Here is a 13,157-nt window from a genome sequence, read left to right as displayed (position 1 = left end):
CCGGGGCTTCGGCGGGGTGTCATGGGCTCATGCGCCTCACTCCGCCCCCGGGCTCGCCGATCACCTTCACGGCGCGGCTGCACGACGCCCGCACCGCGACGGTGATCGGCCGCCTGCTCGGGCTCGCCATCGCCGTATGTTTCGCCACCGGTGTGCTCAGCCACTTCCTCCAGCACCCGCCGGCCTGGCTCGCCGACCGGCTGCCGAGCCGCCCGTACTGGGGCTACCGGCTCACCCAGGGCCTGCACGTGGCCTCGGGCGTCGCCGCGATCCCGCTGCTGCTCGCCAAGCTGTGGACGGTCTACCCGCGGCTCTTCGCGTGGCCGCCGGTACGGTCCGTGCGGCACGCGCTGGAACGACTCTCGGTGGCCGTGCTCGTCGCCGCCGCGCTCTTCCAGCTGTTCACCGGGCTGCTGAACACGTTCCAGTGGTACCCCTGGCCGTTCTCCTTGGAAAGAGTTACAACTCCACATAGCTGGGGCTAGGCTCAAGCATGCCCATCGCACCGGAGTACCTGCACCTCATCTACCAGGGCCCGTTCCCCTGCTACCTCTACGGCCGCAACTCGCGCGACCCGAAGAAAAAGGGCCGCTCCGTCGGCGACCAACTGCACGAAGGCCAGTCTCTCGCTGATCAGTTCACGTGGCCCGTCGCGGGCATCTTCAAGGACACCGGCATCTCTGCGACCCGGCATGCGAGGAAGCGCCGCGATGACTTCGAGGAGATGCTCGACGGCATCCGTGCCCGGAAGGTCCGCCTCGTCGTCGCATACGAGGCCTCGCGCTACTACCGCGACCTTGAGGTGTACGTACGGATCCGGAAGGCCTGTGAGGAGGCCGGGGTCCTGCTCTGCTACAACGGGCAGATCTACGACCTGAGCAAGAGCGAGGACCGTCGTGCCACCGCCCAGGACGCTCTGCAGGCCGAGAGCGAAGGCGAGGCGATCCGGGACCGCAACATGCGCACCGTCCGGTTGAACGCAGAGCGCGGCCGGCCGCACGGTCCCGTGTTGGACGGGTACAAGCGACGCTACGACCCGGATTCGGGCGAGCTGATCGACCAGGTGATCCACCCTGAACGCGCGACGGTTGTTACCGCGATCTGGGAGATGGCGCTCTCCGGCAGATCAATCCTGGCCATCGAACGCGAGATGGCATCCCGCCGAACCCTCACCCAGCACGGCAAACCCATCACCCGGACCTACATCCGCAGGATGCTGACGAACCCCGGATACATGGGGCGCCGCGTGTTCCAGGGCAAGGACCACGCCGAGGCGACCTGGCCCGCCCTGGTGTCCCCTGCCGATTTCTACAAGGTGCAGGCGGTACTTGCCGCCCCGGACCGGCAGACCAGCCCTGGGCCTGAGCGCACGCATCTGCTGAGCGGCATCATGCTCTGTGGCGAGCATCCCGAGCTGCGCGCGACCGCGTCTGAGCCTCGGTGCGAGTTCTGGACGAACAACAGGATCCCCTCAATCCGGTGCAGTGCGGACTACCACACCACCGTGCAGGAGCGCATGGCCGTCGCCGCGGTGGAGTCGGGCGTCCTCGGGTTCCTGTCGTCGTCGGCAGCGGAGAAGGCGTTCCTGAGCGTCAAGCCGGACGCGTCTCGGGAGCAAGCTCAGGCGCAGCTCGGCCGGTTGCAGGCCCAGCTGGACGAGGCCCGGGCTATGACGACGACATTCAAGCCGGACGGGACGCCGGTGCTGTCAGTGGCATCGCTGGCCGCGATGGAGGCCAGGCTCCTGCCGATGATCGAGGAGGCGCAGAAGACTGCGCGGCCGCCGGCAGAGCTGCCTGATCTTCTGCGGGAGCTCGTAGGCAACTCGCGGGCTGGCTCGGTGTGGGAAGACCTGGAGCTGGATCAGCAGCGCATGGTGTTGCGGCTGGTGGTGACGCCGCGTCTGTTCAGGGCATCTCGGCCTGGGGTCCGCAGTCTGGAGCCGGGGAGAATCACCCTGTCGTACAGGGGTCAGCCGGGATTCATGGGCGACCGACCTCGCGGTCGCGTGCTGCCTCCGGCGCCTGATCTGCCGGGTGACCGGTAGCCCGGGCGCGGGCGGCCTGCTGCTGTTGCCCCGGGAACGGCATGATCTTCGCCTCGGGGGCGGTCGCCGGGGCATTGAGAAGTCCGGCCAGATAGAGCTTGATGCCGGTCTGCATGCTCTCGATGATGAGGGCCTCGCGCTGCGCCTCGTAGCGGTCGTCGAGGTCGGCCTTTGCGGCCTCAACCTGACGAAGAAGGGCGGCGCGCTCGCCTTCGAGGTCACGTACGCGGCGCCGGTGCTCGCCTTCAAGGGCGCCTTCGGCGGCGACGTAGCGGGTGTGTGTGTCGTGGGCCTGCCGCTTGGCTTCTTCGAGTTGCCGGCGCTCTTCGGTGGTGTCAACGGTCCAGGCGCGGACTTTGGCCAGGGTGAGCATGGCGGAGGCGGCCAGGCCGGCCAGGCCACCGCCGACGCTGGCTTCCATGCTGTGCTCGACGATGCCGTAGGCGACGATCCCTGAGGAGAACGTCATGACGGCTCCGGCTGCGACGGCGGCCAGTCTTGCCCGGGTGATTGTCTGTTCCACCTGTACCCCCGTCATGCCTGTGCTGCGGTACCCCCGCCGTCGTCCGATTCGCTGGCGCGTTCTGTCCGCTGGAGGCGTTCTACCGCCGCCGCGAACATCTCACGCCCGATGGGGCTGAAAATGCCGAGGGCATTTGCCGCTTCGTCGAGGGTAATTGAATCCGAGCCTACCCCTGGTGCCCCGGTTTGGGAGGGGGTTGCGAGGGACTCAGGGGACACGATCCCGGCTTCGATCAGAAGGACCCGGACGTCGATGTCTACTGCCTTGGCGATGGGCTCGAAGAAGCGGGCATCGGGGAGGCTCTCACCTCGGAGCATCCTCCCGACTGCGCTCTCGGCCATGCCGGTGGCTCGGGCCAGTGCGGCCTTGCCGCCTCTGCCGTCGATGTCGTACCTGCCCGTTTGACGGGCGGCGTCGGCGATGAGCCTGCCGAACCGCTCTCGCACCGTCTCTTCACTCCGCATGTCTTGGAGGCTAGCTGCCTAGGCAGCATGACGCAGCATGCTTGCTCGGAAGCAAGTATGCAGGTCAAGCCACTGTCGAACCATATCGCAGGCCAGACCTGCTTTCGAACTGGTGTGCGGACGCAAAGAATTACCTTTCCTTCACGCAAGCTTGCTTGCGCGCAAGCTAGAAGCGGTCTATCGTTCTAGCTACCGAGCAAGGAAAGCTACCTCACCAGCAAGGAAGGAGGTGTCATGTCCTACCGACTGCGCGTCGAGAACCTCCGCGAAGCGGCCCGGGAAAAGGGCGACAGGAGCGGCTACGCCATCGCCCGGCGAACGGGCCTGTCCGAGCCGACTGTGTCCAAGCTGCTCCGCGGGACGGCCCTGCCCGGCCTGAAAGCGCTGCTGATGTTCGACCGCGCATACGGCATGACGCCCGACGACCTCATCGAAGAGGTCGCAGCATGACCCGCGAAGAGCGGATCGCCATCCTCGGCGCCGCGACCGTCGCCCGCCTTGAGGCCGAAGCGGCCGCCGCTCCCCCGCCGGACGCCGAGCTGATCGCCGCTCTCCGGCCGATCCTCACCAACCCGGCCAAGCGACGCACACCGCCCGCGGACTCCACGCCGGCCGCTGCCTGACCAGACAGAACGGGGCCGCACAGACCGGGCCTGGTCCGTGAAGCCCCTCGGCACACCTCACAAACAGACAAGAGAGGTACACCGTGATCCCCAAGCCTAGCCCCACTGATCTCCCGTCCGGCTCCCGCCGTACGGTCCTCGTGGCCCTGCCGGTCCGGCCGGCCGCGCCCACCAGCGTCGAGGGCACGCTCCTCGCCGCCGCCCGCCTCCTCAACGAGCGAGGCCTGTGGCAGGGCGACTACGTGCCGGACGTCTTCGACCGCGAGATGTGCATCCCGCACTGCCTGCGCCCGATGAACATCGTGGCCGCGATCCGCTGCGTCGTCTCTGGCAACCCGCACCGCTCCTCTCAGCTGGCTGACACCGCGATGGGCGTCCTGGCTCTGGCGATCGGCGACGGCCCCTACTACGGCGACGTGTTCAGCCTGGAGGCGCACGTCGACGAGTGGAACGACGAGCCCGGTCGGACGACGGACGAGGCTGTTGCGCTGCTGGAGCAGGTGGCGACGAGCCCGGCGGAGCGTGCGGCATGAACACCACCGCGCTCAACGCGCTGGCCGAGACGATCCTCGCCGCGCAGACGACCGGCCGGTCCCCGATGGGTATCGCCTTCGCGATCGCCTCGGCGGGGCAGCACCTGACGCCGGAGATCAAGGCCGAGCTGGTCCGGCTGACGGCCCGGGTGGCCGAGTTGGAGGCGGAGCGGCACTCGACGAACGAGGCTCTGTCCGACGCGGCCGAGCAGGTGCGGCGGGACCGGGACCGGATCGCCGAGCTGGAGACCGACCTCCGCACCGTCGTCGCCAACCGTGACGCGGAAATCGTCGCGTGGCTCGGCAAGAAGTCCCGCGAGTACGGCACCTCGAACCGTGAGGCCCGTGACAAGGCGGAGGCCGTCTGGCGGATGGCGGACAAGCTCCGCCGCGGCGCGGTCCGTCAGCCGCACGAGGACGGCTACGTCTCCCCGCTGCACCAGGACCACACGATCAGCCACGACCTCCCCGAGGTGCCCCATGTCTGACCGCGTCCGGGTGCTGTGCGCCCACGGCTACGTGCTGATGCAGGGCTCCTGCCCCGGCTGCGACTACGAGGCCGAAACCCCGCACCAGGGCGACCCGGTCCGTGTCGTCCCGTCCTGGACGAGCACTCCGCACACCCGCTGCCGACGCTGTTCCCTCCGCCCGTCCGACCGCATCCACACGAAGGGCGTGACCCGATGACGAACCCTTCCCGCGAGCCGGGCCTGTCCGTCCGCCTCGACGCCACCTGGGCCGCCGGCATCCTCCGTGCCGACCAGATCCGGCACGACACTCTCGTTTCTCTCGTTGCGCACTGGGGCTCCGACGAGGCCCGCGCCGACATCATCGCGCAGCTCGACGCGCTCGCCGAGGCCGTCATCTCGCCCCGCGAGGGCGAGCTGGACGTACTCGTGCAGAACGTCGAGGACGCGGCCGCGATGGACGACGCGGAGACCAGCCTCAACCTGGCCCGGCTGCTGCGGTTGCGGGACGAGTTGGACGCGGCGATCGGACCCCTGGCCCGCTTCAACCCGGCGCGGGCCGCCCGGGTGCTGCTGTCCAAGGTTCCCGGCCAACCGCAGCGGAGGGCGTCGTGAGCGCCATCGACAGGGCCCGCGCGGACGCCCGCATCGAACTGGCCCGCCTGACTGGCGGAGACGCGGCCCCGGAATGGCGGGTCTGCTACAGCACGGAAGGCACCCACGGACCGACTGGTATCGCCCCGGTCTGCCTTGACGAGGACCACGACCCGGACGACGGCAACGTGTACCCCTGCTGTCCGGAGCCGGTCATCGAGGTTCAGTCGGTGCCGCTGGCCGGGTACCTGGCCGCGCTGCTGAACGCGGACCGGGGTGAGAACCGGTGACCCCCCGCGATCGGCTGCACGTACTGCGGCGCCTCTTCCAGGAACAGCCTGGCCCCATCCGCACTGGCATGGCCCACCGCCTGTACCTCGCGAAGGGCATCGCCACACAGAGGTCCACCGCGCGTCAGGACCTGGAGGCCCTCGTGGCTCAGGGACTGGTGTACGCGACCGGGCCGAGGGACAACCGCATGTACTGGCTGCGCTCCGTCGGGGGTGGCCGATGACCGAGACCGTGCAGGCCGGGGCAGTCGCCCCGGCCGCCGGCCGCAAGGTCACCCCGACCGGCCGCCTCATCCTCTCCGCCGACGCCGACCGCGAAGTCTGGCTCACCGCACGCCGTCTCGGCATGGGTTCCAGCGACACCCCGGCAGTCCTCGGCCTGATCAAGGACAACCCGCCGCTCAAGGTGTACCTCGACAAACTCGGCCACGACGTCGACGACGCCGGGGAAGCCGCCTACTGGGGCAACGTCAACGAGGAGCCCGTCGCCCGACGGTGGGCCATGCAGAACCGCAGCAACGTCCGCCGCGTCGGCCTAGTGGCGCACGAGGATCACCCGCACCGGATGACCACGCTCGACCGGCGGGTCCTCAAGTGCCCACTCAACGAGGACGAGCAGGACGTCTGCGCCCTGGAGGTCAAGACCCGCTCCGCGTTCAAGGCCGCCCAGTGGCACGCCGGGGCCCCGGACGATGTCCTCGCCCAGGTGCTGTGGCAGATCATCGTCTGCGGCTACCGGCACATGCACTACGCGGTCCTCATCGGCGGCAACGAGTACCACCAGGGCACGATCCGCGCCGACCAGTACACGGACGTCATGGCCGACATCACCACGGCCGTCGACCGCTTCTGGTTCGAGCACGTGCAGGCCCAGGTGCCGCCGCCGGTGGCCGGGGACGGCGAGGCCCTGACGCGTCTGTTCCGCCGGCTCCACCCGACCCGCTCCGGCGAGGTCGACATCGCCCGCCACGACGACGCCCTCGACGCCCTCTACGACTACGGCGTGCACCAGCGCGCCGAGGCGACGGAGAAGAAGGCAAAGAACGCGGCCAAGGCCCGGATGATCGCGGCGCTCGGCGGCGCGCAGGCCGCTCTGATCGGCGGCGAGCGCGCCTACTCCCTGGAGCCCTCCAACGCGGCCCCGAAGGTCGACCTGGAGCTCCTGGCCGAGCGGTGGCCGGACGCCTACGCGGCCTGCGTGGCCCCGAACCCGACGGAACGCATCGACATCGCCAAGCAGTTCAAGGGGGGAATCTGACATGGGTCTGCGCGAGAACGCAGCCGCGGCCGCCGGCCGCACCCTGACCGATCCGCAACAGAGTGACCCGGCGCTCCCGCAGGAGCACGCCAGCCAGTTCCCCGCACCGGACCCGATGGCCGGGTACGAACCGGGCGACAACGAACCCGAGATGGTGCCGGTCCACATCGCGTGGCTTCGGGTCCGCCGCGACATCCGGGCCATCGCCAAGGGCGAGCTGTACAACCAGTCCGGCACACGCTTCAACTTCCGGGGCGTCGACACAGTGGTGAACGTGTTCGGCCCGGTCACGCTGAAGCACGGCGTGAATGTCCTGTCGTCGGAAGTGGCCGCCGAGTACGGCGAGAAGACCACCAAGTCCGGCAGCAAGATGCGCGAGTGCACCGCCCTTGTTCACTGGACAATCATGGGCCCGATGGGCGACACGCTCACCCTCCAGACCCGCGGTGAGGCCCTGGACACGGCCGATAAGAGCACCACCAAGGCACAGTCCGTCGCTCTCCGAACGCTGCTTCTCGGCTTCGGATTGACGCCGACCCACGACACGGAACCTGACTCCGAGCGCCACGAACGCGGCCAGGACCCGATCCGCCCCGCCGTGTCGTATCTGGACGAGATTTGCGACCCGAAAACCAGCGCCGGCCGCCTGCGGCAGATCCACCACGAGCTGAACACCACGCGGCAGCTGGGCGCGCTTGTCACCAACGAGGTCGGCGACGAGGAGCGGATCGGCGACATGGTCGTCCGGATCGGCAAGGAGCGCGCGGCCGGGGGTGGCTCATGAAGTTCGCCGACGTCCGCAAGCTCGCATTCGACACCGAGACGACCGGACCCAACCCGCTCGAAGACCGCATCGTCACCGCCGCGCTCGTCGCCCGCGGCGGTGGCCACCCGGACAAGGTCATGTCGTGGCTCATCAACCCGGGCGTACCCATCCCGGCCGAAGCCACCGAGGTCCACGGCATCGACGACGCGAAGGCGGCGACCGGCGCCGCACCGGCGGCCGCCCTCGACGACATTGCCGACCACATCGCGAAGGCCCTCGCCTACGGCATGCCGGTAATCGCGTTCAACCTGTCGTTCGACTGGACGATCCTGGCCCGCGACCTGGAACGCCACCGGCTCCCGACGATGGCCGAGCGGCTGCCCGAGGCGACGGTTCCGCCGCTGCTGGACCCGCACGTCATCGACAAGCAGTTCGACAAGTACGTCAAGGGCACCGGCATGCGAAAGCTGAAGCCCACCGCGGAGCGGTACGGCGTCGAGCTGACCGACTGGCACACCGCCGAGGCCGACGCCCTCGCAGCCCTCCTGATCGCCGAGGCGCAGTTCCAGCGATTCCCCCTCCTCGACGACCACCCGCCGACGGTCCTCTTCACCCAGCAGAAGCGGTGGCGAGCCGACCAGCAGGCAGGGCTGCAGCAGTGGTTCCGCACGAAGGCGACGCCGGAGCAGGGCGGCGACCCGAACAAGGTCGTCGACGGTTCTTGGCCCCTCATCCCCCGACAGCAGGACGGAGACCAATGATGCGAGTACGAGACCTCATCCGACGATTCCGCGGCGACCAGAACCGCGCGCAGGGCGTCATCGACGGCCAGGCCGTCAAGATCCGCGACCTGGAATCCAAGCTGGAAGCCACCGAAGCCGCCCTCGTCAAGTCGATGCGGTCCGGGCGCGGGGGCACGGACGAGCAGGTCGGTTTCCTGAAGCAGGAGCTGGAGCGGCGGGCCCGGCTGATCGACCAGCTCCGGGCCGGCGTCGTCGACGACGCACAGACCGCCGAGCTGCGCCGCCAGATCCACGACCTCAAGGCCGCCCACAAGGGGCTCCACGAAGAGGTCGCGATCCTCACGGCCGCCAACAGCGGGATCCCGCGCCTGGCCGAGGCAGCCGCATGACCCTCACCGAGACCCCCGCGGCCGGGATGCCCATCCTCCCGGCCGCGGGCACCAGCCCCGCGGACCTCACCATCGTTGTCCGCAACCACCGGCCCGCCCCGCAGGGCAGCAAGCGGCACGTCGGCCGCGGCCGCCTCATCGAGCAGTCCACTCGCGTAAGGCCGTGGCGCGAAGCAGTTGAAACCGCCGTCCGCAAAGCGATGACCATCCGCCACGCCATCAAGCACGGCGGGGTCCCCGGCGGACCCTACGACCCGCTCGACGGGCCCCTCTCGGTCGAGATCGCGTTCACCGTCCGCAAGCCGGCCAGTGCCCCCAAGTACCGCCTCACCTGGCCCACCACCCGCGACAGCGGCGACCTCGACAAGCTCCTCCGCTCCACCTTCGACGCCCTCACCACCTCCGGGGCCATCGCCGACGACTCCCGAATCGTCGAGGTCACCGCCCGCAAGATGCACCCCGGCGAAGGCCTCGACGCGCTCGACGAGCCGGGCGCCGTGATCCGGGTCTGGCGGCTCACCGAGGCGGCGGCCCGATGACCATCCGCAGCGACGTCGCCGTCCTCCTCCACGAAGGCCTGCCCAACCACATCATCGGCCGCCGCCTCCACATCTCACCCACCCGCGTCCAGGACATGCGCCGGGCCCTGGGCATTCCCAACCTGCTGTCCGTCCCGCCCGCCCCCAGCATCGAGGCCCTGTTCCACGAACGGACCGAAGCCCAGCCCGGCGGGCACCTCATCTGGGTCGGAGAGATCACCCCCACGGGGCAGCTGAAAGTCGGCTGGAAGGGCCGCTCTCACAGCCCCCACAAGGTCGCATTTCGGATCCGGACCGGACGCGACCCCATCGGCCGCGCTCGTACCTCCTGCGACATGCGGCACTGCGTCGCCCCGGCCCACGTCAGCGACCGGGCCGAACGCGACCGCGACAACGCCGCATTCAACGCCCTGTTCGGAGGTGCCCTGTGATCTGGCCCGCTGTCCCCGCCTGGACCGCATACGGAGTGTGCGCCCAGACCGACCCCGACGAATTCTTCCCCGAAAAGGGCGAGGCCGACAAAACCCGCACGGCCAAGAGGATCTGCCTGAGCTGCCCGGTCCGTCAGCTGTGCCTCGACGCAGCCATGGCCAGCGAGGGCAACCGCTCGGCGTCCGGCCGGTTCGGCGTCTGGGGTGGCAAGAGCCCCAAGGAACGCACCCGGCTGGCGAAGGTCCGCACCCGCCAGATGGAGGCCGCAGCATGACCACCCTCTACGGTCACCAGACCCCCAACACCACGGTCCGCGCCCTGCACTGGACCGACAACGCCCTTTGCCGCGACAGCAACAACCCGGATGCCTTCTTTCCTGCTGGCAGTGGCGCCACAGCAAAGCAGCAGATTGACGCCGCCAAGGCGTTCTGCACCGGCTGCCCCGTCCGTATGGCCTGCGCCACCACAGCCATTGAGAACGGCTGGGACAGCGGCGTGTGGGGCGCCCTCGACGAAGTCCAACGGCGGCGCATCACCCGGCAGCGGCCGGCAGACCTCCAGAAGGCCATCCGCACCGCATGGGCCGCCCGCTTCAATCCGTACTTCGACGCGTACGCCAAGCGGACCGAGCAGGAGGAAGACGGCCACGTCCGCTGGCTGGTCAAGAACACGTCCATCACGGTCCTCGGCCGCAACTACACCCCGGGTCAGCTCGGGTTGATGCTGGCCCGAGGTCGCGAGGCCCACGGTACGACCCAGACGGTCTGCGGCCGTCCCGGATGTGTAGCCGGTGAGCACCTGGCGGACGACATCGTCCGGTGGGACCGGAGCCGCGACACGTACAAGACCGCGGCGTGACCAGCCTCCGGATCGTCGGCGGCCTGTTCATCGACATGGGCCAGCAGCTGAAATCCGGGCGTTGGACCCGCCCTCCCCGCGCTCGCTACGAGTGCATCCCCTGCCAGTACGTCTCCCCCGAAGTCACCGGCGCCGAAGCCGTCGCCCGGTTCGTCGCCACCATCCGAGCCGACCACTACGCCAGCCGCCACACCCTCGCCGAAGGAGCACAAGCCGCATGAGCACCCCGATCCGCGTTGATGCCACCGTCAAGTTCGATTCGAAGGTCCTCACTGACCCCGCCGAGGCGCTGGAACCGTTCGCGTCCGAGATGTTCAAGCAGCGGCGCGGCAACTGGATGGCCATCGTCCAGCTGTCCCACGTCGAGCGCACCGAGCCCGGCCCCGACGAGGACAAGGACCCCTCCGTCAAGATCCGCATCACGCAGATCGAGGTGGCCGGAGATGCCCTCACCCAGGACCAGCTCCGGCACCTGATGCGGGACCTGTACGAGCGGCGCACCAGCGACGGAACGCTCGACGAGGTCGCCTGATGGCCCGGCCCGGCAGCGCGGGAGCCGACTCCCGGTGCCCGCGCTGCCGGGCCCCCGTCCTCACCCAGTGGGTAGGGCAGATCGCCGCCCTCAACATCACCGCCGACCTCCAGCCCCTCACCCCGAGCGAGCAGGCCGCGGTACGCGAACCGAACCGGCTGATCTGGTGCCTGCGCCAGCCCAGTGAGTTCACCTCACCGCGGCTGGCCTGGACCGGATCACTGCACCCCGCGACCTGTCCACACCCGCACGTCACCGAACACCGCTGCACCACCGAACCCGACACCCTGTTCTGAGGAGCCCCGCGTGGAGAACGTCCACCCCTTCCCGCACCAACCGGCGGACGAGCGGGTGCCCGAGTTCATCGAGGCCGAGCTGTACGTCCTCGGCGACTGCATCCACGACGCCCACCACGTCCCGCGCGTCCGCACGGTGCTCCAGCGCTCCGACTTCTACCGGCCCGCCCACGAAGTCATCTGGGATGTTCTCGGCGAGCTGTACGACGCCGGCCAGCCCACCGACCCGCTGAACCTCCGCAGGACCCTGGAACGCAAGAAACTCCTTGCCCGCGCTGGCGGCCCCAACTTCGTCGCCGACCTCGCCAACCACGTCTCCGGCGACCCCCTGTATTACGCCGACAAGATCCGCGCCGCCGCCGAACTCCGCGCCGAGGCCGAACTCGGCCGCCGCATCGTCCAGCAGGCCACCGCCCCCGACGCCGAGCCCGGCACCGCCGTCACCTTCATTGACGACTACCTCAAGCGGCAGCAAGAACGCCAGGCCGGCCGTTCCGGCGACCCCGTCGACGCGCTCCTCGCCGAACTCCTCGACGCGTCCAGCCTCGACAACATGCCGTCGCTGGAACCCCTCGTCGGCGACCTCCTCCACCTCGACTCGATCGCCCGCGTCATCGGCCCCTCCGGGCACATGAAGTCGTTCATGACGATCGACTTCGCCGGACATGTCGGCACCGGCATGAAGTGGCACGGCCAGTACGTGCGCCAGGGCACCGTCGTCTACCTCGTCGCCGAGGGCGCCCGCGGCATCCGCAAACGCGTCCGCGCCTGGGAGAAGCACTACGGGATCAAGATGGACAACGTCCTCTTCCTGCCCCGGCCCGTCCAGGCCATGAGTCCCGAGTGGGACACCCTCATCGAGGCCATGCGCCGCCTCCAGCCTGCCTTGATCGTCATCGACACCCAGGCCCGCGTCTCCGTCGGCGTCGAGGAGAACTCCGCCAAGGAGCTCGGCGTCGTCATCGACCGCATGGAGCAGCTCCGCACCGCCACCGCCGCGTGCGTCCTCGTCATTCACCACACCGGGCACGTCGGTGACCACGGCCGCGGCTCCACCGCCGCCAAGGGGGCTCTCCAGTCCGAGCTGCACGTGAGCAAGAAAGGCGACAACGCCAAGAACATCGTCGTCACCCTGAAGACCGGTAAGCAGAAAGACGACGAGGAAGGCGGCGACCTCCAGTTCGGGCTCCGCGTCGTCACCCTCGACGGCGAGTTCAAGGCCGACGGCCGGCCCGTCACCTCCGTCGTCCTCGAAAGCCTCGACATGCGGCCCCGCGCGCTTGAACCCAACTCCCCGGAATGGCTCGTCCACCGCCTCGACACTGCGGGTGTCCCGATCGTCTGGGGAGCGCCCCGGGTCACCCGCTGGTGCGCCGACGCGGGCATCTCGATGGCCAAGTCGAAGATCGAGAAAGCCCTCCAGATCCGCAAAGCCCGGGACTCCTTTGAGGACCCCCGGATGGGCTCCGAGAACCTCCCCGAAAACCTCCCCGGTGCAACTTTCAACCAACCTCCCCGGGTCGAGCCGGGGAGGTCCAGGGAGGAAGCACAAAACCCCAGCTCAAACATCCCCCCAAACAGTGGGGAGGTCGCGGGGAAGCCCATAAACGAACCTCCCTCCCCGGCTCCCCTCTCTAGGGAGCAGGGAGGTCGGGGAGAGGGGGGTGAAAACACCCCCTCAGACACCCCCCTCTGCACTGTCTGCGAGGGCCCCCTCCACGGCTTCCGCCTCGACCGCGAATACGACACCTGCCTCGCATGCGACCCCACCACCGGCAGCCACCCCAACACCGCCTGAGGACA

At 69.1% G+C, this 13,157-nt stretch carries 23 protein-coding genes and 1 pseudogene; 22 read left to right on the top strand and 2 right to left on the bottom strand.

The window, feature by feature from the left end:
- Nucleotides 1-29: 29 nt before the first annotated feature.
- Nucleotides 30-479: pseudogene (locus tag KO717_RS34795) on the top strand (molybdopterin-dependent oxidoreductase); the annotation flags it as partial.
- A 14-nt stretch (nucleotides 480-493) separates the two neighbouring features.
- Complete coding sequence (locus tag KO717_RS34790) at nucleotides 494-2,047, top strand: recombinase family protein (RefSeq protein ID WP_301373588.1); 1,554 nt, start codon at nucleotides 494-496, stop codon at nucleotides 2,045-2,047.
- On the opposite strand, the gene KO717_RS34785 is transcribed toward KO717_RS34790, so the two are convergent.
- Together KO717_RS34785 and KO717_RS34780 are read right to left on the bottom strand one after the other, a co-directional pair.
- Nucleotides 1,983-2,516: a hypothetical protein gene (locus KO717_RS34785; protein WP_301373587.1), complete on the bottom strand. Its 534-nt coding sequence runs from the start codon at nucleotides 2,514-2,516 to the stop codon at nucleotides 1,983-1,985. The two genes, KO717_RS34790 and KO717_RS34785, sit on opposite strands and share 65 nt — an antisense overlap.
- Before the next feature lie 65 nt (nucleotides 2,517-2,581).
- Nucleotides 2,582-3,034, bottom strand: coding sequence for a helix-turn-helix domain-containing protein (locus KO717_RS34780; RefSeq protein WP_301373586.1), 453 nt, complete (start codon nucleotides 3,032-3,034; stop codon nucleotides 2,582-2,584).
- 234 nt (nucleotides 3,035-3,268) lie between these two features.
- Between KO717_RS34780 and KO717_RS34775 the strand changes: the two genes are divergently transcribed.
- From KO717_RS34775 to KO717_RS34680, 20 genes are all read left to right on the top strand, one after another.
- The gene (locus KO717_RS34775) at nucleotides 3,269-3,484 is read left to right on the top strand and encodes a helix-turn-helix domain-containing protein (RefSeq protein WP_301373584.1); all 216 of its coding nucleotides are present in this window, start codon (nucleotides 3,269-3,271) and stop codon (nucleotides 3,482-3,484) included.
- Nucleotides 3,481-3,657, top strand: a complete 177-nt coding sequence (locus KO717_RS34770) for a hypothetical protein (RefSeq protein WP_301373583.1) — start codon at nucleotides 3,481-3,483, stop codon at nucleotides 3,655-3,657. The genes KO717_RS34775 and KO717_RS34770 overlap by 4 nt, the downstream gene beginning before the upstream one ends.
- Before the next feature lie 83 nt (nucleotides 3,658-3,740).
- The gene (locus tag KO717_RS34765; protein WP_301373582.1) at nucleotides 3,741-4,190 is read left to right on the top strand and encodes a DUF6197 family protein; all 450 of its coding nucleotides are present in this window, start codon (nucleotides 3,741-3,743) and stop codon (nucleotides 4,188-4,190) included.
- A complete protein-coding gene (locus KO717_RS34760) occupies nucleotides 4,187-4,678 on the top strand; it encodes a hypothetical protein (RefSeq protein ID WP_301373581.1) in 492 nt (163 codons plus the stop codon). The genes KO717_RS34765 and KO717_RS34760 overlap by 4 nt, the downstream gene beginning before the upstream one ends.
- On the top strand, nucleotides 4,671-4,877 hold the full coding sequence (locus KO717_RS34755; RefSeq protein WP_301373579.1) for a hypothetical protein: 207 nt from the start codon (nucleotides 4,671-4,673) through the stop codon (nucleotides 4,875-4,877). The genes KO717_RS34760 and KO717_RS34755 overlap by 8 nt, the downstream gene beginning before the upstream one ends.
- Entirely contained in the window at nucleotides 4,874-5,272 is a 399-nt protein-coding gene (locus KO717_RS34750; protein WP_301373577.1) for a hypothetical protein, read from the top strand. Before KO717_RS34755 ends, KO717_RS34750 begins: the two co-directional genes overlap by 4 nt.
- Nucleotides 5,269-5,541 carry a hypothetical protein gene (locus KO717_RS34745; RefSeq protein WP_301373575.1) on the top strand — a complete coding sequence of 91 codons (273 nt, stop codon included), beginning with the start codon at nucleotides 5,269-5,271 and terminating at the stop codon, nucleotides 5,539-5,541. The genes KO717_RS34750 and KO717_RS34745 overlap by 4 nt, the downstream gene beginning before the upstream one ends.
- The gene (locus KO717_RS34740) at nucleotides 5,538-5,765 is read left to right on the top strand and encodes a hypothetical protein (RefSeq protein ID WP_301373574.1); all 228 of its coding nucleotides are present in this window, start codon (nucleotides 5,538-5,540) and stop codon (nucleotides 5,763-5,765) included. The genes KO717_RS34745 and KO717_RS34740 overlap by 4 nt, the downstream gene beginning before the upstream one ends.
- Nucleotides 5,762-6,799: a YqaJ viral recombinase family protein gene (locus tag KO717_RS34735; protein ID WP_301373572.1), complete on the top strand. Its 1,038-nt coding sequence runs from the start codon at nucleotides 5,762-5,764 to the stop codon at nucleotides 6,797-6,799. The genes KO717_RS34740 and KO717_RS34735 overlap by 4 nt, the downstream gene beginning before the upstream one ends.
- Before the next feature lies 1 nt (nucleotide 6,800).
- Nucleotides 6,801-7,583, top strand: coding sequence for an ERF family protein (locus KO717_RS34730; protein ID WP_301373570.1), 783 nt, complete (start codon nucleotides 6,801-6,803; stop codon nucleotides 7,581-7,583).
- Entirely contained in the window at nucleotides 7,580-8,326 is a 747-nt protein-coding gene (locus tag KO717_RS34725; RefSeq protein WP_301373568.1) for an exonuclease domain-containing protein, read from the top strand. Before KO717_RS34730 ends, KO717_RS34725 begins: the two co-directional genes overlap by 4 nt.
- A complete protein-coding gene (locus tag KO717_RS34720; protein ID WP_301373567.1) occupies nucleotides 8,323-8,697 on the top strand; it encodes a hypothetical protein in 375 nt (124 codons plus the stop codon). Before KO717_RS34725 ends, KO717_RS34720 begins: the two co-directional genes overlap by 4 nt.
- Nucleotides 8,694-9,236, top strand: coding sequence for a RusA family crossover junction endodeoxyribonuclease (locus KO717_RS34715; RefSeq protein WP_301373565.1), 543 nt, complete (start codon nucleotides 8,694-8,696; stop codon nucleotides 9,234-9,236). Before KO717_RS34720 ends, KO717_RS34715 begins: the two co-directional genes overlap by 4 nt.
- Nucleotides 9,233-9,667 carry a hypothetical protein gene (locus KO717_RS34710; RefSeq protein WP_301373564.1) on the top strand — a complete coding sequence of 145 codons (435 nt, stop codon included), beginning with the start codon at nucleotides 9,233-9,235 and terminating at the stop codon, nucleotides 9,665-9,667. The genes KO717_RS34715 and KO717_RS34710 overlap by 4 nt, the downstream gene beginning before the upstream one ends.
- Nucleotides 9,664-9,942, top strand: coding sequence for a WhiB family transcriptional regulator (locus KO717_RS34705; protein ID WP_301373562.1), 279 nt, complete (start codon nucleotides 9,664-9,666; stop codon nucleotides 9,940-9,942). The genes KO717_RS34710 and KO717_RS34705 overlap by 4 nt, the downstream gene beginning before the upstream one ends.
- On the top strand, nucleotides 9,939-10,526 hold the full coding sequence (locus KO717_RS34700) for a WhiB family transcriptional regulator (protein ID WP_301373561.1): 588 nt from the start codon (nucleotides 9,939-9,941) through the stop codon (nucleotides 10,524-10,526). Before KO717_RS34705 ends, KO717_RS34700 begins: the two co-directional genes overlap by 4 nt.
- The gene (locus KO717_RS34695; RefSeq protein ID WP_301373560.1) at nucleotides 10,523-10,747 is read left to right on the top strand and encodes a hypothetical protein; all 225 of its coding nucleotides are present in this window, start codon (nucleotides 10,523-10,525) and stop codon (nucleotides 10,745-10,747) included. Before KO717_RS34700 ends, KO717_RS34695 begins: the two co-directional genes overlap by 4 nt.
- Nucleotides 10,744-11,058 (top strand): hypothetical protein, encoded by a 315-nt coding sequence (locus tag KO717_RS34690; RefSeq protein WP_301373559.1) that lies wholly within the window; start codon nucleotides 10,744-10,746, stop codon nucleotides 11,056-11,058. The genes KO717_RS34695 and KO717_RS34690 overlap by 4 nt, the downstream gene beginning before the upstream one ends.
- On the top strand, nucleotides 11,058-11,354 hold the full coding sequence (locus KO717_RS34685) for a hypothetical protein (RefSeq protein WP_301373557.1): 297 nt from the start codon (nucleotides 11,058-11,060) through the stop codon (nucleotides 11,352-11,354). The genes KO717_RS34690 and KO717_RS34685 overlap by 1 nt, the downstream gene beginning before the upstream one ends.
- A 10-nt stretch (nucleotides 11,355-11,364) precedes the next feature.
- Nucleotides 11,365-13,152 carry an AAA family ATPase gene (locus tag KO717_RS34680; RefSeq protein WP_301373556.1) on the top strand — a complete coding sequence of 596 codons (1,788 nt, stop codon included), beginning with the start codon at nucleotides 11,365-11,367 and terminating at the stop codon, nucleotides 13,150-13,152.
- Nucleotides 13,153-13,157 lie beyond the last annotated feature (5 nt).

Origin of the sequence: Streptomyces xanthophaeus (genome assembly GCF_030440515.1) — a bacterium.
In the GTDB taxonomy this organism is placed as follows: domain Bacteria; phylum Actinomycetota; class Actinomycetes; order Streptomycetales; family Streptomycetaceae; genus Streptomyces; species Streptomyces kutzneri.
The sequence above is the reverse complement of the archived record's forward strand: the minus strand, read 5'-3'. Positions and strand labels throughout refer to the sequence as shown.

Excerpts from the sequence above, each read along its gene's own strand:
- KO717_RS34685 (WP_301373557.1), top strand. The coding sequence starts at position 11,058 with ATGGCCCGGCCCGGCAGCGCGGGAGCCGACTCCCGGTGCCCGCGCTGC.
- KO717_RS34785 (WP_301373587.1), bottom strand. The coding sequence starts at position 2,516 with ATGACGTTCTCCTCAGGGATCGTCGCCTACGGCATCGTCGAGCACAGC.
- KO717_RS34730 (WP_301373570.1), top strand. The coding sequence starts at position 6,801 with ATGGGTCTGCGCGAGAACGCAGCCGCGGCCGCCGGCCGCACCCTGACC.
- KO717_RS34700 (WP_301373561.1), top strand. The coding sequence starts at position 9,939 with ATGACCACCCTCTACGGTCACCAGACCCCCAACACCACGGTCCGCGCC.
- KO717_RS34715 (WP_301373565.1), top strand. The coding sequence starts at position 8,694 with ATGACCCTCACCGAGACCCCCGCGGCCGGGATGCCCATCCTCCCGGCC.
- KO717_RS34780 (WP_301373586.1), bottom strand. The coding sequence starts at position 3,034 with ATGCGGAGTGAAGAGACGGTGCGAGAGCGGTTCGGCAGGCTCATCGCC.
- KO717_RS34710 (WP_301373564.1), top strand. The coding sequence starts at position 9,233 with ATGACCATCCGCAGCGACGTCGCCGTCCTCCTCCACGAAGGCCTGCCC.
- KO717_RS34725 (WP_301373568.1), top strand. The coding sequence starts at position 7,580 with ATGAAGTTCGCCGACGTCCGCAAGCTCGCATTCGACACCGAGACGACC.
- KO717_RS34775 (WP_301373584.1), top strand. The coding sequence starts at position 3,269 with ATGTCCTACCGACTGCGCGTCGAGAACCTCCGCGAAGCGGCCCGGGAA.
- KO717_RS34735 (WP_301373572.1), top strand. The coding sequence starts at position 5,762 with ATGACCGAGACCGTGCAGGCCGGGGCAGTCGCCCCGGCCGCCGGCCGC.
- KO717_RS34755 (WP_301373579.1), top strand. The coding sequence starts at position 4,671 with ATGTCTGACCGCGTCCGGGTGCTGTGCGCCCACGGCTACGTGCTGATG.
- KO717_RS34790 (WP_301373588.1), top strand. The coding sequence starts at position 494 with ATGCCCATCGCACCGGAGTACCTGCACCTCATCTACCAGGGCCCGTTC.
- KO717_RS34750 (WP_301373577.1), top strand. The coding sequence starts at position 4,874 with ATGACGAACCCTTCCCGCGAGCCGGGCCTGTCCGTCCGCCTCGACGCC.
- KO717_RS34760 (WP_301373581.1), top strand. The coding sequence starts at position 4,187 with ATGAACACCACCGCGCTCAACGCGCTGGCCGAGACGATCCTCGCCGCG.
- KO717_RS34690 (WP_301373559.1), top strand. The coding sequence starts at position 10,744 with ATGAGCACCCCGATCCGCGTTGATGCCACCGTCAAGTTCGATTCGAAG.
- KO717_RS34770 (WP_301373583.1), top strand. The coding sequence starts at position 3,481 with ATGACCCGCGAAGAGCGGATCGCCATCCTCGGCGCCGCGACCGTCGCC.
- KO717_RS34720 (WP_301373567.1), top strand. The coding sequence starts at position 8,323 with ATGATGCGAGTACGAGACCTCATCCGACGATTCCGCGGCGACCAGAAC.